A 23,196-nucleotide genomic window follows, 5' to 3' on the forward strand; every position below is an offset into this window, starting at 1 on the left:
CACGGCGCCCAGGTGCGCCGTCATGGGCGCGCGCGCCTGTGCAACGTCGAGCGCCTGTCGCAGCGCGCGGTGCAGGCGCGGGCCGAGCATCTGGCCATCGTGCAGGCGCTGCAGGCCGGCGACGCCGAACAGGCGCGCGCGACCATGACGGCGCACCTGGGCGCCGTGCGGCGCGCGTTCGCGCGCACGCTGGGGTATCTGCCGCATGAAGACTGACGCCGCGCGCCTGGCGCGTTGCATCGTCGCCGAACCGCTGACATCGCAGGCCTTCGCCGAATTCGGCGAAGTGGTGGAGCATGCCGGCAATGAACGCCGCAGGCATCTGGCCCTGCCCTACGCGCACTCGGCGCCGGCCGCGCGCACGGCCATCTGGGTCAGCCGGGTGGATGGCGCCATACCCCAGCCCTGCCCGGTGCTGCTGCTGGAACGTCATCCGTATTCCTCGCAGACCTTCATCCCGCTGGACAACACCCCCTATCTTGTCGTCGTGGCGCCGGACGACGCGCAGGGCGAGCCGGACCTGGAACGGCTGCGCGCCTTCGTCGCCAGCGGCAGCCAGGGCGTGTGCTATCGGACTGGCGTCTGGCACCAGGGCCTGTCGGCGCTGCGCGCGCCGGCCCAGTTCGCCGTGACCATGACCTTGACCGGCGCCGGCGACGACGATGTGTTCTGGAAGGTGCCGGACAGCGTCTCCATCGCCATCGACTGCACCCTGCCCGCATCCCGCCCTGCGCGTTGATCCCGTCATCTCAAGATCTGCTCAAGGACTCGCTCACGCTCATGCAACCTGATCATCCCCACCTGCGGCGCGACTTCGTCGGCTACGGATCCGACCTGCCCCACGCGCGATGGCCCGGCGACGCCCGCATCGCGCTGAACCTCTGCGTCAACTACGAAGAAGGCGGCGAGCTGTCCGTGCCGGACGGCGACGAGGCCTCGGAATCGGCGCTGACCGAAGGCGGGGGCGGCGGCTTCGCCGGCCGCGACCTGGCGGCCGAATCCATGTTCGAGTACGGCAGCCGTGTCGGCTTCTGGCGCGTCGCGCGGCTGCTGCAAGCGCGCGGCATGCCGGCCACCATCTTCGGTTGCGGGCTGGCGCTGGAACGCAACCCGCGGGTCTGCGCCGCCATCCGCGACGCCGGCTGGGACGTGTGCGCGCACGGCTGGCGCTGGGAGCGCCACCAGACGCTGACCGAGGCCGAAGAGCGCGAGCGCATCCGCCGCACCGTCGCCTCGATCGAGGCGTCGGTCGGCGCGCGTCCGTTGGGCTGGTATTGCCGCTACGGTCCCAGCGTCAACACGCGCAGGCTGGTGGCCGAGGAAGGCGGCTTCCTGTACGACTCCGACGCCTACAACGACGAGCTGCCCTACTACGTGCAGGTGGATGGCCGCCCGCATCTGGTGCTGCCCTATGGCCTGGCCAACAACGACGCCAAGTTCATCCGCGGCGGCATGGCCACGGGCCAGGATTTCTTTGAATACCTGAAGGACGCGTTCGACATGCTGTACCGCGAAGGCGCGCAGCGGCCCCGCATGATGTCGGTGGGCCTGCATCTGCGGCTGGTGGGTCATCCCGGCCGCGCGGCGGGCCTGGAACGTTTTCTGGATCATGTGGCGCGCCAGTCCGGCGTATGGGTCTGCGGCCGCGCCGACATCGCGCGCCACTGGCTGGCCACGCATCCGCCGCGCTAGGGGCGCGCGCGGCAGGCAAGGGCGCGGAACATCGAGCGCATCGACTCGGCGCAGCAAGCGGGTCGACGCGAGGCATCGAAAGCATAGGCAAGACGAATCATCACAACGAGGAGAAAAGCATGAACCTGTGGGTCCAAAGCAAGCTCGGGTTGTTTGCCGGCATTCTGGCGCTCGCCACCGCCGCGCCTTCCGCCGCGCTTGCCCAGCAGGGCTACCCCGACAAGCCCATCCGGTTGGTCACGCCCTTCCCGCCAGGCGGCGCGGCCGACACGCTGGCGCGCGCGCTGGCCAAGAGCCTGAGCGAAGCCCATGGGGCCACCGTGGTGGTCGAGAACCGCGCCGGCGCGGGCGGCACCATCGGCACGGCGTCGGTGGCCAAGGCCGCGCCCGACGGCTACACGCTGCTGCTGGGCAACGTCTCCACGCTGGCGACCGCGCCCAGCCTGTACACCAAGCTCACCTATGATCCGCTGAAGGACTTCACGCCGCTTACGCTGGTGGGCCGCAGCCCGTTGGTCTTCGCCGTGAACCCGGGCGTCAAGGCCAACAACCTGAAAGAACTGATCGCCGCCGCCACGGCGCAGCCCGGCGCGCTGGACTATGGCTCGTCGGGCGCCGGCAGCATCACGCACCTGACGGGCGAGCTGCTCAACGTCAACACCAAGGGCGCGATGGTGCACGTGCCGTACAAGGGCAGCGCGCCCGTGGTCATGGCGATGGTGTCGGGCGAACTGGACATGGGCGTGACACAGGTGGCCGAGATGCTGCAGCAATACCGCGCCAAGCAGGTGCGCGCGCTGGCCATCACCGGCAACCAGCGCCTGTCGGCCATTCCCGAGGTGCCCACGGCCGCTGAGGCAGGCGTGACGGGCCTGGACGCCACCACCTGGTACGCGGTCGTCGCGCCCCAGGGTCTGCCGCAGCCGGTCATCGACAAGCTGCAGCCCATGCTTGTGAAGGCGCTGGACAATCCCGACATGAAAAAGCGCTTCGCCGAGGAAGGGCTGATCCTGGAATCCTCGACGCCCGAGGCGCTGAAGGACCTGATGCGCAGCGACATCCCGAAGTGGGCCGAGGTAGTCAAGCGCGCCGGCGTGAGACTAGACTAAAACTCACGCACCCGCAGCACTGCGCCTGCCTTTATCTGGGCCGCACGGAGCCGGCTTTGCCGGTCCGTAGCGGCGCCCCTTGAGGGGGAGCGCGCAGCGCTCGGGGTGGGCCTACCTAATTCCCGCACGCATGAACGACTGCACGAACTGGCGCTGGAACAGCAGGAACGCAATCAGCAGCGGGGCGGCGGACATCAGCGTGGCGGCCGTGATGACGGACCAGTCGATGCCCTGGTCGGTCGACGAGAACACCTGCAGTCCCACGGTCAGCGGGCGCGATTCCACCGAGTTGGTGATGATCAGCGGCCACAGGAAGTTGTTCCAGTGGTGGCTGACCGACACCAGCCCGTAGGCCACGTAGATCGGCTTGGCCAGCGGCACATAGACCTTCATCAGCACCTGCAGCGCGTTGGCGCCTTCCATGCGCGCGGCCTCTTCCAGTTCGCGCGGCACTGTCTTGAAGGTCTGGCGCAGGAGGAAGATGCCGAAGGCCGAGGCGAAGTACGGCAGGCCGATGGCGAACACCGTGTCGCGTATGCCCAGCTGGCTCATCGAGCGGTAGTTCTCGACCAGCAGCACGTCCGGCATGATCATCAGCTGCAGCAGCACCAGCATGAAGACAAAGTCGCGGCCACGGAACTCGAAGCGCGCGAAGGCGTAGCCGGCCAGCGTGGACAGCACCAGCTGCGCGGCCAGCACCATCGTGACCAGCAGGAAGGTGTTGAGGAAGTAGCGCGGGAAAGGCGCCGCATTCCACGCGCGCACGAAGTTGTCCAGCGTCAGCGGCGCGAACAGGTCGAAGCGGGTCGCGTAGGCCGGCGGATGGAAGGCGGCCCACATGGCGTAGGCCAGCGGCAGGATCCACAGCAGGCCCAGCGCCCAGGCGCCCAGGGTGTCTAGCTTGTCTTTCATTGGTAGTGCGTCCTGCGATCCAGCCAGCGGAACTTGATCAGCGCGGTCAGCGCCAGCACCACCAGCAGCACCACGGTCAGCGTGGCGGCGTAGGCGGTGTCCCAGAAGCTGAAACCCACCTGGTAGATGTAGTACAGCAGCAGCGTGCTGGCGTTGTCGGGCCCGCCCTTGGTCATCACGACCACGTGGTCGACCAGGCGGAAGGCGTTGATCAGCGCATTGATCAGCACGAACAGCGTGGTGGGCATGAGCAGCGGCCACAGCACGCGCCGGAAATACTGCCAGCGCGACGCGCCTTCCAGCATGGCCGCCTCGCGCAGCGACGGCGACACCGTCTGCAGCGCGGCCAGGTAGAAGATCATGAAGAAGCCCGCCTCCTTCCACACCGTGACCAGCATCAGCGCCGGCAGCGCCGTGGCGCGGTCGCCCAGCCAGTTGGGGCCGGGCGCGCCGAACAGCTGCATCACCTGGGCGATCAGGCCGTACTGCGGCGTGTAGAAGAACAGCCAGATGTTGGCCACCGCCACCATGGGCAGTACCGTCGGCGTGAAGTAGGCCATGCGCAGGAAACCGCGCCCCGCGAGGTTGCGGTTGACCCAGAGCGCCATGATCAGCGCGATGCCGATCGAGGTGGGAATAGTGCCCAGCGCGAACCACAGGTTGTTCCACAGCGATTGCCAGAACACCGGGTCGTCGCGCATGACCGCGTAGTTGTCCAGCCCGACATAGCGGGCCGGACGCGCGCCCTTGGGCGTGGAGTAGAAGCTGTGCCAAAGCGTCGCCAGCGCCGGGTAGTGCGTGAACGCGGCGAGCAGCACGACGGCTGGCAGCAGTAGCAGCCAGCCGTAAAGCGCATTCAAAGAGCGGCTCATCGTGCTAGAACGTGATTACTTGTAGGAACGCAGTATGCGGTCGGCTTCGCGCTGGGCGTCCGTCAGCGCCTGCTGCGGCGCCTTCGAGCCGGTCAGCACGGCCTGCAGCGCGTCGTTCAGCACCTTGGTCACGCGCTGGTTCTCGTGGGTCGAGAATTCGGCCACGCTGACTTCCAGCTGGTCGCGCGCCACGGCGGCGGCCGGCACTTCCTGCGCATACTTCTTCATCTTTTCGGTCTGCCAGGCGGCGGGCGTCACGGCCACGTAGCCGGTGGCGATGCTCCAGTCGGCGGCGCGCTCGGGCGTGGTGACCCATTGCGCGAACTTCAGCGCGGCCTGCTGCTGCTCGGGCGTGCCGCTCTTGAAGATGTAGAAGTTGCCGCCGCCGGTCGGGCTGCCGCCGCGCTTTTGCTGCGGCATCATGGCCACGCCGAACGGGAAGTCGGCATTCTTGCGGATGTTGGTCAGGTTGCCGGTGGTGGTCCAGACCATGGCGGCTTTCTTTTCCAGGAAGTCCTTGGGCGTGGTGCCCCAGTCGATCGTGCCGCTGGGCATGATCTTGTGCTTGGCGGCCAGGTCGCGCCAGTATTGCGCGGCCTCGACCACGGCGGGCTTGTCCAGGTAGACCTCGTTGCCGGCCTCGTTCATCAGGATTGCGCCGTTAGGCGTGGTCAGGGCCTGGAACAGCCAGTAGGCGAAGGCGCCGCCCGACGGGATCTCGATGCCCCATTGCGTGGTGTTGCCCGAGGCGTCCTGCTTGGTCAGCTTCTTGCCGTATTCGACCAGCTCTGCCCAGGTGGCGGGCGCGCGCTCCGGATCCAGGCCGGCGGCCTTGAACAGGTCCTTGTTGTAGTACATCACGATGGTCGAGCGCTGGAACGGCACGCCCCAGGTATGCCCGCCGCTGCGGCTGTTCTGCATGAAGGCGTCGTAGAAGCCGCCCAGCCACTTCTTGTCGGCATCGCTCTTGGCCAGCGAGTCGATCGGCACGATGGCGTCTTCGTCGATCAGCGTGAACATGTCGGTCGATAGCAGCACGGCCAGCTGCGGCGGCGTGCCGCCCTTCAGCGCGGTCAAGGCCTTGGCGATCGAGTCCTGGTACGAGCCCGCGTAGATCGGCTTGATCTTGATGTTGGGGTTTTCCTTCTGGAAGTCCGTCACCATGTCGTCGACGATCTTGGTGATCGGGCCGCCCACGGCCACCGGGTAGTAGAACTCCACTTCCACCGGCTTCTGCTGGGCCTGCGCCGGCAGCGACAGGCAGGCGGCGGCCAGGCTGGCGGCCAGGGTCTTGAGTACGATGCGTCGCATGTCGTGTTTCCTTTCCTGAGGTGGGCGCTTCAGCGCCCGGCGGTGTTGATGGCCGCCGAATCGGCGGCGAAGAAATGCTGTTGTTCGTCGGGCCAGGACAGGCGCAGCGTCTCGCCGGCGCGGGCGCGCATGTGCCCGCCCACGCGCACGGCCACGCCGCTGGTGTCGCCCATGCGGCAGACCACGATGGAGTCGGCGCCGAAGAACTCCACGCTTTCCACGGTGGCCTCGCGGCCCTCGCCGTCGATGCGGATATGTTCGGGGCGCACGCCCAGCTTGACCGCGCCGGCGGGCGAGCCGGTCACGGCCGGGCCCTGCGCGCCGGCGATCATGGTCGCGCCTTGCAGCGCGGCCAGGCCGATCAGGTTCATGGGCGGCGTGCCGATGAAGCGCGCGGCGAATTCGCTTGCCGGGCGCGCGTACAGGCCGTCAGGCGTGTCGTGCTGCTCGATCTGGCCGCCGCGCAGCAGCACCACCTGGTCGGCCATGCTCATGGCCTCGGTCTGGTCGTGCGTCACGTACACCATGGTGATGCCCAGGTCCTGCTGCAGCGCGCGGATCTCGCGGCGCATGTCATGGCGCAGCTGGGCGTCCAGGTTGGACAGCGGTTCGTCCATCAGGCAGACCGGCGCTTCGGAAATCACGGCGCGGCCCAGCGCCACGCGCTGCTGCTGGCCGCCGGACAGTTGCGACGGCTTGCGGTCCAGCAGGTGGCCCAGGCCCAGCAGGCCGGCCACGCGCTGCAGGCGGCGTTCGTAGTCGCGCGCCGGCTCCTTGCGCACCTTCAGGCCGAACAGGATGTTCTCGCGCACCGACAGGTGCGGGAACAGCGCATAGGACTGGAACACCATGGAGATGCGGCGCTTGGCCGGCGGCAGCTGCGTGACGTCGCGGTCGCCGATGTGGATGGTGCCGGACGTGGGCGTGTCCAGTCCGGCGATCATGCGCAGCGTGGTGGACTTGCCGCAGCCCGACGGGCCCAGCAGCACCGTGAAGCTGCCGGCTGGAACCGTGAAACTCACGCCGTGAATGGCGGCGGCGCCGTTGTATTGCTTGGTCAGCTTATCCAGGACGATGGATGACATGCTTTCTCGTAGATCTATCGGGTCGTTGCGTGTGGTGGAGCCGCATTGTCGCCGCTGATGAAATCCTTTTCATTGTGCGGCGCAAACATGACGGGTGTATGGCAGCCCTGTGTTTGTAATCCGGATGCGGCCTCAGGCGAAGGGGTAAGGACCGGGGTATTCCCCAATCACCGCGTGGTGCGTGACCAGCCGGCCGTCGTTCCACCAGTGCAGTTGGTAGCCCGGCGGTTCCATGATGTATTGCAGCGTCGGCCGCGGGCCCAGTTCCAGCGCCAGCTGGTGCGCGGTGCCCGGACAGGTCGAGGCGATGGTGCCGCCGAAGCGCTGGAAGATGGTGCGGTGCAGGTGGCCGCAGAGCACGCGCTCGACGTTGGGATGGCGCGACACGATGCGCTCCAGCTCGGGCGCGCCGGCCAACAGGCCGATGGCGTCCATGTGCTCGATGCCGGTCACGAACGGCGGATGGTGCATCAGCACCAGCGTGGGCCGGCCCGGCTGCTGCGCCAGCTGTTGCTCCAGCCAGGCCAGGCGCTCGCCGCAGAGTTCGCCGTGGCTCTTCATCGGCACCACGGTGTCCAGCGCCAGCAGGCGCAGCGGATAGGTGTCGACCGAATACTGGATGAACGGGCTCTCGCCTTGCAGGTAGGCGTGGTCGGGGAACGCGGCGCGCAGGCCTGCGCGGTCGTCGTGATTGCCGGGCAGCAGGAAATACGGCATTTCCAGCGCCTGCAGCTGCGCGCGCAGCTGCGCGTATTCATGCGGGCGGCCCAGGTCGGTCAGGTCGCCGGTGATGAGCACGCAATCGGGGCGCGGCGACAGCGCGTTGAGCGCGCGCACGGCCGGGCCGAGGAACGCGGCGGGGTCGATGATGCCGTAGGCCTTGTCGCCCGGCGTGCGCATGTGCAGGTCTGTGATTTGTGCGATGAGCATGAAGAATCCGTGGGGTGTGAGGGCGGCGCGCGCGTTCAGCGCCGCACCGCCGCCGCCGTTCCGCCCACCACGATGCAGTGCGGCAGGCGGTTCGATTGCGCAGGCTGGCCGTGGATCTGCGCCAGCAGGTTGGAACAGGCCGCCTGGCCGATGCCGTCGCTGGGCTGCGCCACCGTGGTCAGCGGCGGCGTGAGCAAGGCGCCGAATCGCATGCCGTCGAAGCCGCAGACCGAGATGTCGGCGGGCACCGACAGGCCCAGCCCGACCAGGTCGGCGATGACTGCGGTGGCCAGCAAGTCGTTGGAGCAGAACAGCGCGGTGGGCGCCTGCTTGCCGCGCAGCGCGGCCTTGAGCGCCTCGACGTCGCTGCCGGTGTGCGAGCTCATGCTGATGTGCTGGACGGCGTCCAGGCCCAGTTTCTTGGCGCAGGCGCGCGCGCCGACAAGGCGTCGCCGCGCGCGGTCGGAGGCCGTCAGCGGGCCGGTCACCAGCGCGATGCGCTTGTGGCCCAGCTGGGCCAGGTGGGTGACCATGTCACAGGCCGCGGCGCGGTTGTCGACCGAGGCATAGGGATGGGAGGCCGATTCGTTGTAGACCAGCACGTAGGGCATGCCGGCGCTGTCCAGATCGTCCAGCGTGGCGCTCTTGGCCACGTCGGCCACCGTCAGGATCAGGCCGTCGACCTGATGGTCCATCAGGCCCTGCACGGCCGCCGATTCCACGGCGGGGTCGTAGCCGGTGGCGGTCAGCATGACGCTGTAGCCGGATTCGCGCGCGCGCCGCTCGGCGCCCTCGAAGCACTCGGCGAACACCGGGTTCGACAGCGTGGGCAGGATCAGGCCGATGGTGCGGGTGCTGCCCGAGCGCAGGCTGCGACCCACGCGGTTGGGGCGAAAGCCCGCGCGCTTGGCGATGCTGCGGATATGGGCCAGCGTGTCCGGATGCACGATCTCGGGCTGGTTGAACGCGCGCGAAACCGTCGCCGGCGAGACGCCTGCCTTGCGGGCCACTTCGATGATGGAAAAGCGGGGCGACGGACGCGCGGCCATGTCTCTGTGTTTTGCTTATATGCTGAAAACGATTTCATCTTACAAGACAAATATGACCTTTGTGTTGCACGGGTTTGCGCTATGCTGGGAGCAACGCAACAACACGAAGCCAACATGCGCGAGCATGACGCGAGTCATGAAAATCACCGGGGTTTTTCGGTAGTTTTCCTAATTGACGCGTCGCATGAATTGGCAGGTCCGCGCACGCGGGCCACGGTCAAGGGGACCGGGTGCGTAAGTCAGTACCGCGCAGGGCGCGGCACCGGGAACGAGGAAAGCAAATGTCCATTGCCTTGAACAGACTTGGCGCGCTTGACGCGGCGCGCAAGCTGCAACGGCGCGAATTGACCGCGGTGCAATTGGTGCGCGCCTGCTTCGCGCGCATCGAACAACGCGAAAACACCATCCATGCCTGGACCGCGCTGCAGAAGCAGGCGGCGCTGGAGCATGCCGAGCAGCTCGACAAGGGCCCGCTGCGCGGTCCGCTGCACGGCTTGCCCATCGGCGTGAAAGACCTGTTCGACACCGTCGACCTGCCCACGCGCTACGGCTCGCCCATCTACGAACGCCATCATCCCGGCCTGGATGCCGCCGCGGTGGCGCTGTGCCGAGGCGCCGGCGCGGTCGTGGTCGGCAAGACCGTCACCACCGAATTCGCCACCTACACGGCCGGCCCCACGCGCAATCCGCGCAACGAGGCCCATACGCCCGGCGGTTCGTCCAGCGGCTCGGCCGCGGCGGTGGCCGACGACATGGTGCCTTTCGCGCTGGGCTCGCAGACCGCCGGCTCCATCATCCGTCCGGCCTCGTATTGCGGCATCGTCGGCTTCAAGCCCACTTTCGGCGCGATTCCGCGCGCCGGCGTCAAGAGCCTGGCGGAATCGCTGGACACCGTGGGCGGCTTCGCCCGTTCGGTGCCGGACATCGCCCTGTTCGCGTCGGTGCTGATGCGCGATCCGCGCATGCTGGACCTGAACTACGACGCCAAGCCGCGCATCGGCATGTACCGCAGCCTGCAATGGCGTCACGCGCAGGCCGAGACCAAGGAAGCCTATGCGCAGGCCGCCGCCATCCTGGCGCGGGCCGGCGCCCAGGTCGAGGAAGTGCCGCAGCCGCCGGCCGGCGACTGCATGCTGGTGCAGCTGCATGCCGACATCATGGCCTACGAGGCCTCGCAATCGCTGGCCTACGAACGCCTGGAGCACGCCGCGCAGCTCAGCGCCAAGATCCAGTCCGTGCTCGAAGCCGGCGCGCGCATCACGGCCGAGGAACATCAACGCAACCTGGCGCGCGCCGCCGAGGTGCGCGCGCGGGTGGACCTGTGGTTCGACCGCTACGACGTGCTGCTCACGCCCAGCGCCAGCGGCGAGGCGCCCTTCGCCGACCTGGGCACGGGCGATCCGCAGTTCTCGCGCGGCTGGACGCTGTTCGGCCTGCCCTGCCTGAACCTGCCCTTCGCCACAGGGCCGCAAGGGCTGCCGGTGGGCTTGCAGGTGGTCGGCCCGCGTCACGCGGACCATCGCACGCTGGCCATCTCCGCCTGGATGCACGAACGGCTGCTGGCCGCGCAGGCGCCGGACATCGGCGCTGCGGATATCTGGCCGCGCGGCTGAGTCCGTGGCGTGATGCAAAGCCCCCGCAAGGGGCTTTGTCTATTCAGACGGTCCGGCACAATGAAATACCCCCAAGCCGCGCGCCCTGCGCGCGCTGCTGCTCCCCGAAGGGGCGCTTTTTCTTGGGGCGGCCCGGCCATGAAAAAAGCCCGTAACAGCCTGTTTGGCTGCTGCGGGCTGCTTCGTCTCCCTCGCGCCCGGCGCTGGTGCGCGCGGCGGGCGGTCGGCGGCGCATGTGGCGCGCCGCCGCGGACGTTTCATGCCTGGGCGCGGATCACGCGGCCTCGGCGGTTTCTTGTTCGGTGGCGTCGGCGCCGGCGTTGATGTGGCGGTTGACGGCGCTCAGCACGGCCTGGAACGAGGCGGTGACGATGTCGCGGTCGATGCCTACGCCGAAGCCCGTGCCGGAATCGCCCACGCGCAGTTCGACGTAGGACGCGGCGCGGGTGTCGGTGCCGGTGCCGATGGCGTGCTCGTGGTAGTCCATGATGCGCACCGGCACGCCCAGCGCGGCCACGAATGCCGAGATGGCGCCGTCGCCCTTGCCCGTCACGACACGGCGTTCGCCGTTGTATTCGAGTTCGGCCTCGATGCTGAAGTGCTGGCCTTCGCCGGCCGACGGATTGCCGTCGATGCGATGGCGCACCAGCTTCCACGGCGACTTCTGTTCGAGGTATTCGCGGTTGAAGATGGTGTGCACATCGTCGGCCGTGACTTCGCGGCCGGTTTCGTCGGTGACGCGCTGGATGGCGCGGCTGAATTCGATCTGCAGGCGGCGCGGCAACACCAGGCCGTGTTCCTGTTCGAGCAGATAGGACACGCCGCCCTTGCCCGACTGGCTGTTCACGCGGATCACCGCGTCGTAGCTGCGGCCGAGGTCGGCCGGGTCGATCGGCAGGTACGGCACTTCCCAGACGGCGTCCGGCTTCTGCTGCGCGAAGCCCTTCTTGATGGCGTCCTGGTGCGAGCCGGAGAAGGCGGTGAACACGAGGTCGCCGGCGTAAGGATGGCGCGGGTGCACGGGGAGCTGGTTGCAGTACTCGGCGCAGCGGCGCACTTCGTCGATGTCCGAGAAGTCCAGGCCGGGATGCACGCCTTGCGTGTAGAGGTTCAAGGCCAGCGTCACCAGGTCGACGTTGCCGGTGCGCTCGCCGCTGCCGAACAGGCAGCCTTCGATGCGGTCGGCGCCGGCCATGACGGCGAATTCGGCGGCGGCCACGGCGGTGCCGCGGTCATTGTGCGGGTGCACGCTGAGCACGATGCTGTCGCGGCGGGCCAGGTTCTTGTGCATCCACTCGATCTGGTCGGCGTACAGGTTGGGCGTGGTGGCCTCGATGGTGGCGGGCAGGTTCAGCACCATCTTGCAGTCGGGCGTGGGCTGCCAGACGTCGGCGACGGCGTTGGACACCTCCAGCGCGAACTCGGGTTCGGTGGTGCTGAAGACTTCAGGCGAATACTGGTAGCGCCACTGCGTTTCCGGATGCTGGGCCACGTATTGCTTGACCAGGCGCGTGCCAGTGGTGGCGATGTTCTTGATTTCGTCGCGGCTCATGTTGAACACGACCTTGCGGAACGCCGGGGCGCAGGCGTTGTACAAGTGGACGATGGCCTGCCTGGCGCCGGCGGCGGCTTCGACCGTGCGGCTGATCAGGTCTTCGCGCGACTGCGTCAGCACGATGATGGTCACGTCTTCGGGAATGCGCTTCTCGTCGATGAGCTTGCGCACGAAATCGAAGTCGGTCTGCGAGGCCGACGGGAAACCGACTTCGATTTCCTTGAAGCCGATCTTCACCAGCTGCTCGAAGAAGCGGAGCTTGCGCTCGACGCTCATCGGTTCGATCAGGGCCTGGTTGCCGTCGCGCAGATCGGTGCTCATCCAGATGGGCGGCTGCGTGATGCGGCGGCTGGGCCAGGTGCGCTCGGCATAGTCGCCGGCGAAGGGCTTGAACGGTACGTACTTGGTGGCGGGGTTGGCAAGCATCATCTCTACACCTCGATCGGTTTCTTTTGAATCCCGGGGACGGGGTCCCGCAAGCGGCGCGCGCCCGGATGACGGTCTGGCGCCTGGATTTGCCGTGGATATGCCCGGAAACTACTGGCCAGGCCGGCAGGATTCAGTCTTGAAAACAGGAAAAGAAAGGGGAATACGCGTGTGGCGAGCGTGTGGCTGCCGAGCTACCACGAGGCACTAGGCCCGGCAACCGATCGGTAGGTATAGCGATAGCGCGGCGAAGGAGGCAACGCTGAGGAAGGAAGCGCGCAGGCCGGCGACCGGAGCGTCGTAGCGTCCGGTGGCAATCGCGAGGGGGTTGCGGTTAGCGGCCATAGGGATGCTAGTCAAACATACTTTTTGTGCAAGCGCAAATGAAAAAGCCGGGGACGTATCTGTCTTACGGTGGCGCCTCAGGGTATTCCCTGGTTCTTTCGACAGGCCGGCAGGCGCGGCGCGAGTCACGCGTTTCGCGGTGGCGCGGGGCTCGCGCAGCCGGACGCGCAACAGCATGAGCGCGCTCCGGCTCAGGCGCTTACTGCGTCTGCATATGGCCGTTCTTGACCACTTCGCCCAGGCGCTTGCGCTCGTTGGCGGCGAACTCGGCGAAGCTGGCGCGCGAACCGCCGCCCGGCTCGATGCTGCTCTGGCGCAACGCATCCTGCACTTCACGCGTCTGCAACGACTGCTCGACCGCCGCGTTCATCTTGTCGAGCACGTCCGCCGGCGTGCCGGTCGGCGCGTACAGGCCGGCCCAGTGGCCGATGCGCACCGTGCCGAAGCCGGCCTCGGCCGTGGTCGGAATGTCCGGCGCGCTGGCCATGCGCTTGTCCCAGGTGGTGGCCAGCGCCTTGAGCTTGCCGCTCTGGACCAGCGGCAGCGTCACGATGCTGGCCTCGGAGGTGGCGTCGACCTGGTTGCCGATCACCGCGCTCACGCCTTCCGAGCCGCTCTTGTAGGCGATGGGCTCTACCGGCAGGCCGGTGGCTTCCTTCAGCATTTCGGCCACGAAGTGCGGCGTGCTGCCGTTGCCGGCCGTGGAAAAGGTGATGCGATCGGTCTTGGCCTGTTTGGCGCGCGCCACGAAGTCCTTCAGGTTCTTGGCAGGGTTGGACGGGTGGGTCACGATCACCGAGGGCGTGATCGACAGCAGCGCCACGGGCGTCAGCGCCTCGTCCTTGTACGGCTGGTCGGAACGGATCAGGCTGTTGGTGACGGTGCCGTTGCTGCCGACCAGGTAGGTGTAGCCATCGGCCGGACTGCGCGCCACGTGGGCAGCGCCGATCACGCCGCCGGCGCCGGGACGGTTCTCGACGATGACGGGCTGGTTCAGCGCGGCGCCGACCGCCTTGGCGATGATGCGGGCGACCAGATCATTGGCGCCGCCGGCGGTGAACGGGGCGACGAAGGTGATGGGCTTGTCTGGCCAGGCAGCCCGCGCCGGCGCGCTGAACGAGAGCGCGGCAGAGCAGGCCAGCGCCATGCTGGCGGCGAACCGGACGGAAGTACGGAACATGGAAAGCGGACTCCAGGAGGTCGGCCGCGCGGTCGCCGCGGCGGGGCCGCCGGCGCATGGTGTCGGTATGACGCGCGGCCCGCGGTTGCGCGAGCGTGGCAGGCCAGTATAGGAGCGGCTTGCTGGCAGCGCACTGAAATGCAAAAGCCGCCTGGACGGCGGCTTCTGGCGGGTTGCGCGGAAGGGTGTCGCTTATCGGGCGGGGCCGATGCGCGGCTCGACGTAGCGGTCGGCGCGCGGTTCGCGGCGCGGTGCGTCGTCGTCGCGGGAGCCGGCGCGGGGCTTGCCGCCGCCTTCCAGGATCTCGGCCTGACGCGCCACCATGTCGATCTTGGCGATGCGGCTGTGGCGGATTTCAGACAGCGAGCGGCGCAGGTCGCCCACGGTGAAGGGTTCTTCGCGGTCGCCCCAGGTCCAGCGCAGCACGCCCAGCGATTCGTCGGACAGCTGCGGCGCCAGTTCGGCCAGCACCTCGGTCTGCACCGGCGTGGCGCGGCCGGAGGCCAGGCTGGCGCTCAGCCAGGCGCGCAGCGCGAAGAAGACGATGAGGCTCCAGATGCCGACCCCGACCCACCACAGGTAGGGGCTGAACTTCTGCACCATGTCCATCGTGGGCTGGCCCAGCGAGTGCAGGAATTCGAAGCTCACGCGCTTGCCCGCGTCCAGTATCCAGTTGGCGACGAAATACCAGATGATGAGGGCGACGGCGATCACGATCGCGCGCAGGAGGAGTCTGGGAAGCGCAAGTTTGAGCAGGGTCTGGCCGATCAGGCGGCTATCCTGGCGAACGCGCTCGGGCGAAGTCTGATTCATCATGCAAAATATTGTACCTATGACCCGTCCGATTTTAGAACTGCGTCCCGGTCAGCATCTGACGCTGACCCCACAGCTGCAGCAATCGATCCGATTGTTGCAGTTGTCCACGCTCGAGCTGGAAGCCGAGATCTCGCAGGTGCTGGCGGACAACCCGCTGCTCGAGCGCGACGACGAACCCGTGGCGCCCGAGGCGCAGGCAGAGTCCGAACGCGAGTCCTCGGTGCAGGACGACGAGCCGGCGGCCGAGCGCGACGCGCCCATCGAGGAAATGCCCGGCTCCGGCGGGGTCTACCCAGACGAGGACGGCGGCCCGCCCGAGGCCGCCATGCCGGACACGCTGCGCGAGCACCTGCTGGGCCAGCTGATGCTGACCCGGGCGGCGCCGCGCGACGCCGCATTGGCCGCCCTGCTGATCGACGAGCTGGACGAGAACGGCTACCTGGGCTCGCCGCTGGAGGAAATCCTGGGCTGGCTGCCGGCCGAGCTGGAGCCGGATATCGACGAGCTGAAGGCGGCGCTGTCGCTGCTGCAGTCCTTCGATCCACCCGGCATCGGCGCGCGGGACATGGCGGAATGCCTGCTGTTGCAATTGCGCCACCCGGACATCACGCGCCTGCCCGAGGCGGCCGACCCGGCGGCGCTGGCCTGCGCCCGCGAGATCTGCGCCCGTCACCTGCCGCTGCTGGCCACCGGCAATGTCGCCCGTCTGTGCGCGGCGGCGGGGTGCGACGAAACCCGGTTCCGCGCCGCGCACGCCCTGATCCTGCGCCTGGAGCCGCGTCCGGGACGCGCCTGGACCGTGCCGGCCGCCGACTACGCCGTGCCGGACGTGATCGTGCGCAAGACCCGGCGCGGCTGGCAGGTCACGCTTAACAGCGCCGCCGTGCCGCGCCTGCAGATCAACGGCCTGTACGCGCAGATGCTGGGCAATCAGAAGGAATCGGCCCACGCCGGCCTGCAGGCCCAGCTGCAGCAGGCCAAGTGGATGATCCGCAACGTCGAGCAGCGCTTCGACACCATCCTGCGGGTGTCCCAGGCCATCGTCGAACGCCAGACGGCCTTTTTCAGCCAGGGGCCGGCGGCCATGCGACCGCTGATCCTGAAGGACATCGCGGGCGAACTGGGCCTGCACGAATCCACGATTTCACGGGCCACGACGCAGAAGTACATGCTCACCCCGTTTGGCACGCTGGAGCTCAAGCGCTTCTTCGGGGCGGGGGTGTCGACCGACGGCGGCGACGCCACCTCGGCCACGGCGGTGCAGACCCATATCCGCCAGATGGTGGCGGACGAGAATCGCGCCAAGCCCTTGTCCGACAGCCAGATCATGGAAAAGCTGGCCGACCAGGGCATCGTGATCGCCCGGCGCACGGTGGCCAAATACCGCGAGGCGCTGCGCATCGCGCCGGCGGCGCTGCGCAAGGCGCAGGCCTCGGTTCGCTGAAATCAGGGACGAATGGCTGTAAATTCGTCCCTGATTTCAAACACTTGCGTGACATCTCGGTTGCAATTTTTTTGCGCAAGCCGCTTGCCAGTTCGAGAATAATTTTCGATAATTATTCTCATGTACATTTGTGTATGCAACGCGATCACCGAACGCCAAGTCCGCGCCAGCGTGGACGCGGGCGCTACCACGCTGGCCGACCTGCAGTTCGAGCTGGGCGTGGCGACCTGTTGCGGCTGTTGCGCAGCCACCGCCACGGAATACCTGCCCGGCGGTCGTTGCTCCAGCGTCTGCGACGTGCGCTCGATCGCCGTTCCGGTCAATCCTCCCGCCGCCCTGGCTGAACAGCCCAGCGCGCCGGCGGCCAATACCTATCCGGTCATCCAGGTCGCGGTAGCCTGACCCCGTTCCTGATCCAACGAAGCCACGGCGCCTGCCGTGGCTTTTGTTTTTGTGCGGATGGGTCGGCGTGGGTTTTCGCGCCTTTGTCTGCGCGGTTCCTTCCACACACAGGCGGCCTGTGTCCTTTCCACGCCTGGCGGCTTGCGGCCGTTGGGCCGTCCGGCGGAGCCGTTCCCGTTCAGGATGAGGGCTGGCGCCACTGCGCTGCGCAGAACGCCTGCACCGTCTGCGCCACCTGGCGCGCCGGCTCGCGCGCCGCGCGGCCCAGGCAGAGCGCGAGCTCGGTGGGCGGCGCCGGCGGCAGATGCGTGTCCACGATGCGCAGGTTGGGCGCCAGACAGCGGCGCTCCAGCAGCGCCACGCCCAGGCCGCCGGCCAGCGCCGCCTGCAGGCCGAGCAGGTTGGGGCTTTCATAGGCGATGCGCCAGCGCCGGCCCGCCGCTTCCAGCGCGTGGATGGCGCGGTTGCGGTAGATGCAGCCTTGCGGAAACGCCACCAGCGGCACGGGCTCGACATCGGGCAGCGGCAAGGCGCTGGCGGCGATCCAATGCAGGAGCTCCGGCCACGCGGCCAGGGCCGCGCCCGTGTCCATTCCGGCGCCGGGCTCGCGCTTGAGCAGCGCCACATCCAGATCGCCGCGCTCCAGGCTGCGCGTCAGCGCGGCGCTGAGATCGCAGCGCACTGACAGACGCAGCGTCGGCCGTTCGCGCACGTAGGCCGCCAGGAGCGCGGTCAAGGCCTCGGGCGCGAAATCGTCCGGGATGCCCAGGCGCACCACGTCCACGCGCTGGCGGCCGCTGACAGCCTCGCGCACCTCGGTGGACAGCGCCAGCATGCGGCGGGCATAGCCCAGCAGCCGCTCGCCGTCTTCGGTCAGCTGGACCTGGCGGCCGTCGCGGATGAACAGCGCGCACTCCAGCGCCTCTTCCAACTTGCGGATCTGCTGGCTGACGGTGGACTGGCTGCGGTGCACGCGTTCGCCGGCGCGCGTGAAGCCGCCGGCGTCGACGACGGAAACGAAGCTGTGCAGTAGATCGAGATCGAGCATGGCGGGGCCTGGAAAGCAGTCGTGCAGCCTGGACAGGCGGCGGGTTTATCCATTCGATTATCGAATACTTTTAATCTGAATAAAGCATTTGTCAATGGATGGGGCGGCGCGCAAAATGGCCGCCAGCCTGTCGCCAAAGCGGCGGCGCCCTCTCTCCGGGACTCGCATGAAAACCCCCTCGCTCGCCGTCGCATCTCCCGCCCGCACCGATTCTCCAGCCGCTGTCGCCTGGTTGCCCATCGCCGCGTTTTGCCTGTTGTGGAGTTCGGCGTTCGCCGCCGCCAAGATCGCGGTGCGCGACTGTCCGCCGATGACCCTGCTGGCGTTTCGTTTCCTGATCGCCGGCGCGCTGATGCTGGGCGTGGCCGCGGCCAGCGGCCGCTGGCGCTGGCCGAGCCGGCGCGACGTCGCCGCGCTGGCGCTGCTGGGCCTGCTGAACAACGCCCTGTATCTGGGTTTGAGCTGGTCGGGCATGACGCGGGTGTCATCCGCGTTCACCGCGGTGCTGATCAGCACCAATCCGCTGCTGATCGGCGTGCTGGCCGGGCCGGTGCTGGGCGAGCGGTTGAGCTGGCGCAAGCTGCTGGGCCTGCTGCTGGGGCTGGCCGGCGTGGCCGTGGTGCTGCGTTCGCGGTTGAGCGGCATGCAGGAAGACGCGCACGGCACCTTGCTCGTGGTTGGCGGACTGATCGCGCTGGTGGCGGGTACGCTGCTGTACAAGCGCCTGAAGCCGTCTGCGGACTTGTGGATGGCCACCGGCATCCAGTCGCTGGCCGGCGCGGCCGCGATGATGCCGATCGCGCTGGTCGTCGATGACCTGGGCGCGGCGCGCATGACGGCCAGTCTGTTCTGGAGCATGGCCTACATGATCGTGGCCGTGTCGATTGGCGGTTATTACTTGTGGTTCATGATTCTTGGCCGCGCCAGCGCCACCGCCGCCAGCGCGCTGCACTTCCTGATGCCGCCGCTGGGCTTGCTGTTCGGCTGGCTGGTGTTGAGCGAGCCGGTGTCGTGGCTGGACCTGCTGGGCATCGTGCCGATCGCATTCGGCATCTGGCTGGCCACGCGGCGCGCCGATTGAGTCCGCGATATCCATCGAGTCGATGCGTGATGGTGGCGCGCGCGCTCATGCGGTCGTAGATATGCAACAGCGCGGAGCACGCGTCGCACGCGGGTTTTTCAGCGAGGCGGCGTGCGATCCGCGCTGCGCTTGACGTGCATCAAGGTGCACAATCGGGCGGCATGGCCGCTTCCAGGCCGCATGAAGTCTGCGTAGTGCGTGCAAGGCATCGCTCACGCAAACTCATTCTCATTATCCTGTCGCTTTCATGTTGCGCTTGCAAAGCCGTTTACCAAATGCAGAGCAAGGCTAGGCGCGGCCCCGCGCCGGATGTTAGTCTGCCGGGGTTGCGTACGCGCGGCATCGCGCGTCTTCCTGTCGCGATGTGCGCGCATCGCGCCTGACTGCAAGGAGTCTCATCATGAAAGGCGATAAAACCGTCATCCAGCATCTCAACAAGCAGCTGACCAACGAGCTGACGGCCATCAACCAGTATTTCCTGCATGCGCGCATGCTGAACCACTGGGGCTTCGACAAGCTGGGCAAGCACGAATACGAAGAGTCGATCGGCGAGATGAAGCATGCCGACCGCCTGATCGCGCGCATCTTCATGCTCGACGGCCTGCCCAACCTGCAGGACCTGCACAAGCTGCTGATCGGCGAAGACGTGCCGGAACTGCTGGCCTGTGACCTCAAGCTGGAGCAAGGCGCGCAAGCCACGGTCAAGGAAGCCATCGCGTATTGCGAATCGGTGCGCGACTATGTGTCGCGCGATCTGTTCCAGGACATCCTGGACGACACCGAAGAGCACATCGACTATCTGGAAACCCAGATCGACCTGATCGACAAGGTCGGCCTGCAGAACTACCTGCAGAGCCAGATGTCGGTGCCGGAATAACGGTTGCCGGCCTGGCGGCGGTCACAGGATCGCCGGCCAAGACAAAGGCGCCCCGAGGGGCGCCTTTGTCTTTGTACGCGGCCAGAGTGCCGCGTCGATAGCGTTGCGATCGCGTTACTGCGGACGGGCCGGGCATTCGGCCATCGTGCCCCAGGCGCGGTTCGGCGCACAGTACTTGTTGCGCGCGGCCCAGGAACACGAGGGGCGTTCGAAGAAGCCCTGCGTGGCGCAATGCGCCAGCTCACGCTTGAGCGCGTCCTGCCAGCCGGGGGCGCCGGGTGCCTGGGCGGTGTTCGGGGGCGGCGGCGCGGGCATCATCTGGCCGGAGCCGTAGCCGCCGGCCTGGACCTGGCCCTGCCCCGCGCCGCCGTTGACGGCGGTCGAGGTGCCGGGCGCCTGCAGATCCAGCGTGCTGACGTCGGACGTGCCCGTGGGCAGCGGCACCTGCTGCGAGGCCGCGGCGATTTCGCGCGCCTGGTCGGCCGAGATGCGCTCGCGCGACAGCTTGACGTTGGGATCGCTGACGGAATCGAACAGCGACACGGTGTTGATGGCCCACTCGCGGTCGGCCGGCTTGTCGGGCACGCCCAGCGTGCCGTCGATGCGCGGCTGCGGTGGCTGCGCCACATAGGGACGCCCGTTGGCGTCCAGCACTGGTTGCTGGCCGTCGGCCCCATCCTGGCCGGGCGCGGGCGCGGCGACCGGGGCATGCGCCACCAGCCAGTCGCCAAGTTGAATTCCGCCCCAGGCCGACGCGCCCAGCGCGACCAGCAGCGTTGCGAACAAAAAACGCCAAGACATTGCTAAACCTCTTCTGCCGTGCGGAACCCGGACGGGTCTACGCCTTGTCTCCGAAAACCTTGCCGCCGTGCTCGCGCATGGCGTGGAATTTCACATCCGGATACAGTTCCTCGGCCACGCGCAGCTGCGCGGGCGAACCGATCAAAAACGCCGCCGCATCGACCACATCATAGGCGATATGGGCAGCATTGGCATCCATGAACTTGCGCAGCGCCTTGGGGTTGTCGGACGTGATCCAGCGCGCCATCGTGTAGCGCGAAGGCAGCATGCGGGCGTCCACGCCGTACTCGGTCTTGAGCCGGTGCGCCACCACTTCGAACTGCAGCTGGCCGACCGCGCCCAGCAGCAGCGAGCCGCCGGCCGCCTCGGGACGGAACACCTGGATGGCGCCTTCCTCGCCCAGCTGCGTGAGGCCGGTGCGCAATTGCTTGGTGCGCAGCGGATCCTTCACTTCGACCGCCTGGAACAGCTCGGGCGCGAAGAACGGCAGCCCGGTGAACTGCAGGGTTTCGCCTTCGGTCAGCACGTCGCCGAGTTGCAGCACGCCGTGGTTGGGGATGCCGATGACGTCGCCGGCATAAGCCTCGTCCAGCAGCTCGCGCCGCTGCGACAGGAACGACACCACGTTGTTGGGCCGCATTTCCTTGTTGGTGCGCGCCACCTTCAGGCGCATGCCGCGCTCGAAGCGGCCGGAGCTCACGCGCACGAAGGCGACGCGGTCGCGGTGCGCGGGGTCCATGTTGGCCTGCACCTTGAACACCACGCCGGTGAACTTGGGTTCCTCGGGCTGCACCTCGCGCTGCAGCGCGGTGCGCGGGCCGGGCGGCGGGGCCTGCTCGACCAGCGCGTCCAGCACTTCCTGCACGCCGAAGTTGTTGATGGCCGAGCCGAAGAACACTGGGGTCTGCTTGCCGGCCAGGAACTGCGCGCGGTCGAAGGCGGGCGCGGCTTCGTTGATCAGCTCGATCTCGCCGCTGGCCTGTTCGAAGGCCGAGCCGAAGCGGCGGCCGATCTCGGGATTGGACAGGCCCTCGATGAAGTCGTCGTTGTCAGAGCGGCGCTCCTGGCCGGCGCGGAACACGCGCATGCGGTCGCGGCGGATGTCGAACACGCCGCCGAAGGCCTTGCCCATGCCCACCGGCCACGAGAACGGCACCGCATCCATGCCCAGGTGCCCTTCGATCTCGGACAGCAGTTCGAGCGGCTCGCGCACTTCGCGGTCCATCTTGTTGATGAAGGTGATGATGGGCGTGTTGCGCGCGCGGCAGACCTGCAGCAGCCGGATGGTCTGCGGCTCCACGCCGTTGGCGGCGTCGATCACCATGAGCGCGGCGTCCACGGCGGTCAGCACGCGATAGGTGTCTTCCGAGAAGTCCTGGTGGCCCGGGGTGTCGAGCAGGTTGATGACGCAGTCGCGGTATTCCATCTGCATCACCGACGAGGCCACCGAGATGCCGCGCTGCTTTTCGATTTCCATCCAGTCGGAGGACGCGTGGCGCGAGGCCTTGCGGGCCTTGACGCTGCCGGCGATCTGGATCGCGCCCGCGAACAGCAGCAGCTTTTCGGTCAGCGTGGTCTTGCCCGCGTCGGGGTGGGAAATGATGGCGAACGTCCGGCGTCGCGCGACTTCTTGTTGAATGCTCATGATCGGTGGAATATTCGGGCGCCGTGTTTCAGGTCCGGCGCGGCCCTGCTGCGTGCAAAAAAGCGCGGGGCTCGCGCCGGGAAGGCGGCGAGCCCCGCTCGGTCGGGTTCAGGAATGGCGGCGGAACGAGGCAAGGAACACGCCTGCCAGGATGAACAGCGACCCGAAGGTCCGGTTCATCCAGCGGATGTGCTTGGCGTCGCGCAGCAGGCGCAGCACGCGGGCCGCCAGCAGCGTGTACACGCCCATCGCCACCAAGTCGGTGAAGGCCAGCGTGCCAGCCAGCGCCGCGTACTGCGCCACCATCGGCAGCGCCGGATCGACGAACTGCGGCACCACGGCCAGCAGGAACACCGTGCCCTTGGGATTCATGGTGTTGATCAGGAAGCCGCGCATGACCAGCTCGCGGATCGACGCCTGCCTGGGATCGCCGGCGTCGACCGCGACCGGCGCGGCGTCGGTGCGGATCTGGCGCACGCCCAGGTAGATCAGGTAGGCCACGCCCAGGTACTTGACCACGTTGAAGGCCATCTCCGAGGTGGCCAGCACCGCGCCCAGGCCGACGGCGACGACCACGAACTGGAACAGGATGCCCATGATCAGGCCGGCCGTGTTCCAGTAGCCGCGCGCGAAGCCGTACTTCAGCCCGGAGGACATGGCCGAGATCGCGCCCGCGCCGGGCGAGAACGAAATGGCCCAGGAGGCCAGGAAAAACGTCAACCAGGTCGATAAGGGCATGATGCGCGCGGGTCCGTGGGTCGCTGTCTGGGTGGGGGCTATCCGCAGATATTACTTGCTTAGCAGCGCGGCCCGCGGCGAGCCGCCGGGACGGCCGCCGTTGCCCGCCGGGCGCGCGGCGCCCTCGGGACGGCGGTGGTTCTGCGGTTGCTGCGGGCGGCCTTCGTTGCGGCCGGCGTGGGCCGGACGGTCGGACGGCTTGCGCTCGCCATCGCGCGGGGCGTGGCCGCGGCCGTCGCCGCCGGCGCGGGCCGGGGCGGGGGCG

The 23,196-nt window shown here is 67.8% G+C and carries 22 protein-coding genes and 1 pseudogene; 9 read left to right on the plus strand and 14 right to left on the minus strand.

Features of this window, described 5'->3' with window-relative positions; all coding sequences use genetic code 11:
* The 4 genes from AC6LJ5_RS25475 to AC6LJ5_RS25490 form a co-directional block, all read left to right on the plus strand.
* A partial coding sequence (locus AC6LJ5_RS25475; RefSeq protein ID WP_498141964.1) for an FCD domain-containing protein occupies positions 1–216 on the plus strand: 216 nt, incomplete at its 5' end.
* Positions 206–739 (plus strand): ureidoglycolate lyase, encoded by a 534-nt coding sequence (locus tag AC6LJ5_RS25480; protein WP_498141965.1) that lies wholly within the window; start codon positions 206–208, stop codon positions 737–739. The genes AC6LJ5_RS25475 and AC6LJ5_RS25480, both read left to right, overlap by 11 nt.
* Before the next feature lie 41 nt (positions 740–780).
* Complete coding sequence (locus tag AC6LJ5_RS25485) at positions 781–1,692, plus strand: allantoinase PuuE (RefSeq protein WP_498141966.1); 912 nt, start codon at positions 781–783, stop codon at positions 1,690–1,692.
* Between the two features lie 119 nt (positions 1,693–1,811).
* Entirely contained in the window at positions 1,812–2,801 is a 990-nt protein-coding gene (locus AC6LJ5_RS25490; protein WP_498141967.1) for a Bug family tripartite tricarboxylate transporter substrate binding protein, read from the plus strand.
* A 111-nt stretch (positions 2,802–2,912) separates the two neighbouring features.
* On the opposite strand, the gene AC6LJ5_RS25495 is transcribed toward AC6LJ5_RS25490, so the two are convergent.
* From AC6LJ5_RS25495 to AC6LJ5_RS25520, 6 genes are all read right to left on the minus strand, one after another.
* Complete coding sequence (locus AC6LJ5_RS25495; RefSeq protein WP_103271937.1) at positions 2,913–3,713, minus strand: carbohydrate ABC transporter permease; 801 nt, start codon at positions 3,711–3,713, stop codon at positions 2,913–2,915.
* Entirely contained in the window at positions 3,710–4,585 is an 876-nt protein-coding gene (locus AC6LJ5_RS25500) for a carbohydrate ABC transporter permease (RefSeq protein ID WP_103271938.1), read from the minus strand. The genes AC6LJ5_RS25495 and AC6LJ5_RS25500 overlap by 4 nt, the downstream gene beginning before the upstream one ends.
* 15 nt (positions 4,586–4,600) lie before the next feature.
* Positions 4,601–5,896 carry an ABC transporter substrate-binding protein gene (locus AC6LJ5_RS25505; protein ID WP_103271939.1) on the minus strand — a complete coding sequence of 432 codons (1,296 nt, stop codon included), beginning with the start codon at positions 5,894–5,896 and terminating at the stop codon, positions 4,601–4,603.
* A gap of 29 nt (positions 5,897–5,925) precedes the next feature.
* The gene (locus tag AC6LJ5_RS25510) at positions 5,926–6,981 is read right to left on the minus strand and encodes an ABC transporter ATP-binding protein (RefSeq protein ID WP_498141968.1); all 1,056 of its coding nucleotides are present in this window, start codon (positions 6,979–6,981) and stop codon (positions 5,926–5,928) included.
* A 132-nt stretch (positions 6,982–7,113) separates the two neighbouring features.
* Positions 7,114–7,911, minus strand: a complete 798-nt coding sequence (locus AC6LJ5_RS25515; protein WP_498141969.1) for a phosphodiesterase — start codon at positions 7,909–7,911, stop codon at positions 7,114–7,116.
* 35 nt (positions 7,912–7,946) lie between these two features.
* On the minus strand, positions 7,947–8,960 hold the full coding sequence (locus tag AC6LJ5_RS25520) for a LacI family DNA-binding transcriptional regulator (protein WP_103271942.1): 1,014 nt from the start codon (positions 8,958–8,960) through the stop codon (positions 7,947–7,949).
* Positions 8,961–9,241: 281 nt separating this feature from the next.
* On the opposite strand from AC6LJ5_RS25520, the gene AC6LJ5_RS25525 reads away from it, so the two are divergent.
* Entirely contained in the window at positions 9,242–10,573 is a 1,332-nt protein-coding gene (locus AC6LJ5_RS25525) for an amidase (RefSeq protein WP_498141970.1), read from the plus strand.
* Between the two features lie 274 nt (positions 10,574–10,847).
* On the opposite strand, the gene leuA is transcribed toward AC6LJ5_RS25525, so the two are convergent.
* From leuA to AC6LJ5_RS25540, 3 genes are all read right to left on the minus strand, one after another.
* Positions 10,848–12,557: a 2-isopropylmalate synthase gene (gene leuA, locus AC6LJ5_RS25530; protein WP_498141971.1), complete on the minus strand. Its 1,710-nt coding sequence runs from the start codon at positions 12,555–12,557 to the stop codon at positions 10,848–10,850.
* A gap of 541 nt (positions 12,558–13,098) precedes the next feature.
* Positions 13,099–14,079: a Bug family tripartite tricarboxylate transporter substrate binding protein gene (locus AC6LJ5_RS25535; protein ID WP_498141972.1), complete on the minus strand. Its 981-nt coding sequence runs from the start codon at positions 14,077–14,079 to the stop codon at positions 13,099–13,101.
* A gap of 192 nt (positions 14,080–14,271) precedes the next feature.
* A complete protein-coding gene (locus AC6LJ5_RS25540; protein WP_103271946.1) occupies positions 14,272–14,895 on the minus strand; it encodes a hypothetical protein in 624 nt (207 codons plus the stop codon).
* A gap of 16 nt (positions 14,896–14,911) precedes the next feature.
* On the opposite strand from AC6LJ5_RS25540, the gene rpoN reads away from it, so the two are divergent.
* A complete protein-coding gene (gene rpoN / locus AC6LJ5_RS25545) occupies positions 14,912–16,339 on the plus strand; it encodes an RNA polymerase factor sigma-54 (RefSeq protein ID WP_498141973.1) in 1,428 nt (475 codons plus the stop codon).
* Positions 16,340–16,459: 120 nt separating this feature from the next.
* Positions 16,460–16,741 (plus strand): (2Fe-2S)-binding protein, encoded by a 282-nt coding sequence (locus AC6LJ5_RS25550; RefSeq protein WP_103271948.1) that lies wholly within the window; start codon positions 16,460–16,462, stop codon positions 16,739–16,741.
* A gap of 178 nt (positions 16,742–16,919) precedes the next feature.
* Here the strand turns inward: AC6LJ5_RS25550 and AC6LJ5_RS25555 are convergent, their stop codons facing one another.
* Positions 16,920–17,789: a LysR substrate-binding domain-containing protein gene (locus tag AC6LJ5_RS25555; RefSeq protein ID WP_498141974.1), complete on the minus strand. Its 870-nt coding sequence runs from the start codon at positions 17,787–17,789 to the stop codon at positions 16,920–16,922.
* A gap of 166 nt (positions 17,790–17,955) precedes the next feature.
* Between AC6LJ5_RS25555 and AC6LJ5_RS25560 the strand changes: the two genes are divergently transcribed.
* Both AC6LJ5_RS25560 and bfr read left to right on the plus strand, forming a co-directional pair.
* Positions 17,956–18,870 carry a DMT family transporter gene (locus AC6LJ5_RS25560; protein ID WP_498141975.1) on the plus strand — a complete coding sequence of 305 codons (915 nt, stop codon included), beginning with the start codon at positions 17,956–17,958 and terminating at the stop codon, positions 18,868–18,870.
* A gap of 400 nt (positions 18,871–19,270) precedes the next feature.
* A complete protein-coding gene (gene bfr / locus AC6LJ5_RS25565; protein WP_103271951.1) occupies positions 19,271–19,747 on the plus strand; it encodes a bacterioferritin in 477 nt (158 codons plus the stop codon).
* Positions 19,748–19,861: 114 nt separating this feature from the next.
* Here the strand turns inward: bfr and AC6LJ5_RS25570 are convergent, their stop codons facing one another.
* The 4 genes and pseudogenes from AC6LJ5_RS25570 to AC6LJ5_RS25585 all read right to left on the minus strand — a co-directional run.
* Positions 19,862–20,548: a hypothetical protein gene (locus AC6LJ5_RS25570; protein WP_103271952.1), complete on the minus strand. Its 687-nt coding sequence runs from the start codon at positions 20,546–20,548 to the stop codon at positions 19,862–19,864.
* Positions 20,549–20,585: 37 nt separating this feature from the next.
* Complete coding sequence (locus tag AC6LJ5_RS25575; RefSeq protein WP_103271953.1) at positions 20,586–22,193, minus strand: peptide chain release factor 3; 1,608 nt, start codon at positions 22,191–22,193, stop codon at positions 20,586–20,588.
* A 108-nt stretch (positions 22,194–22,301) separates the two neighbouring features.
* The gene (locus tag AC6LJ5_RS25580) at positions 22,302–22,931 is read right to left on the minus strand and encodes a LysE family translocator (protein ID WP_103271954.1); all 630 of its coding nucleotides are present in this window, start codon (positions 22,929–22,931) and stop codon (positions 22,302–22,304) included.
* 51 nt (positions 22,932–22,982) lie between these two features.
* A pseudogene (locus AC6LJ5_RS25585) lies at positions 22,983–23,196 on the minus strand (DEAD/DEAH box helicase); the annotation flags it as partial.

Source organism: Achromobacter sp. 1011791174 (assembly GCF_059760925.1).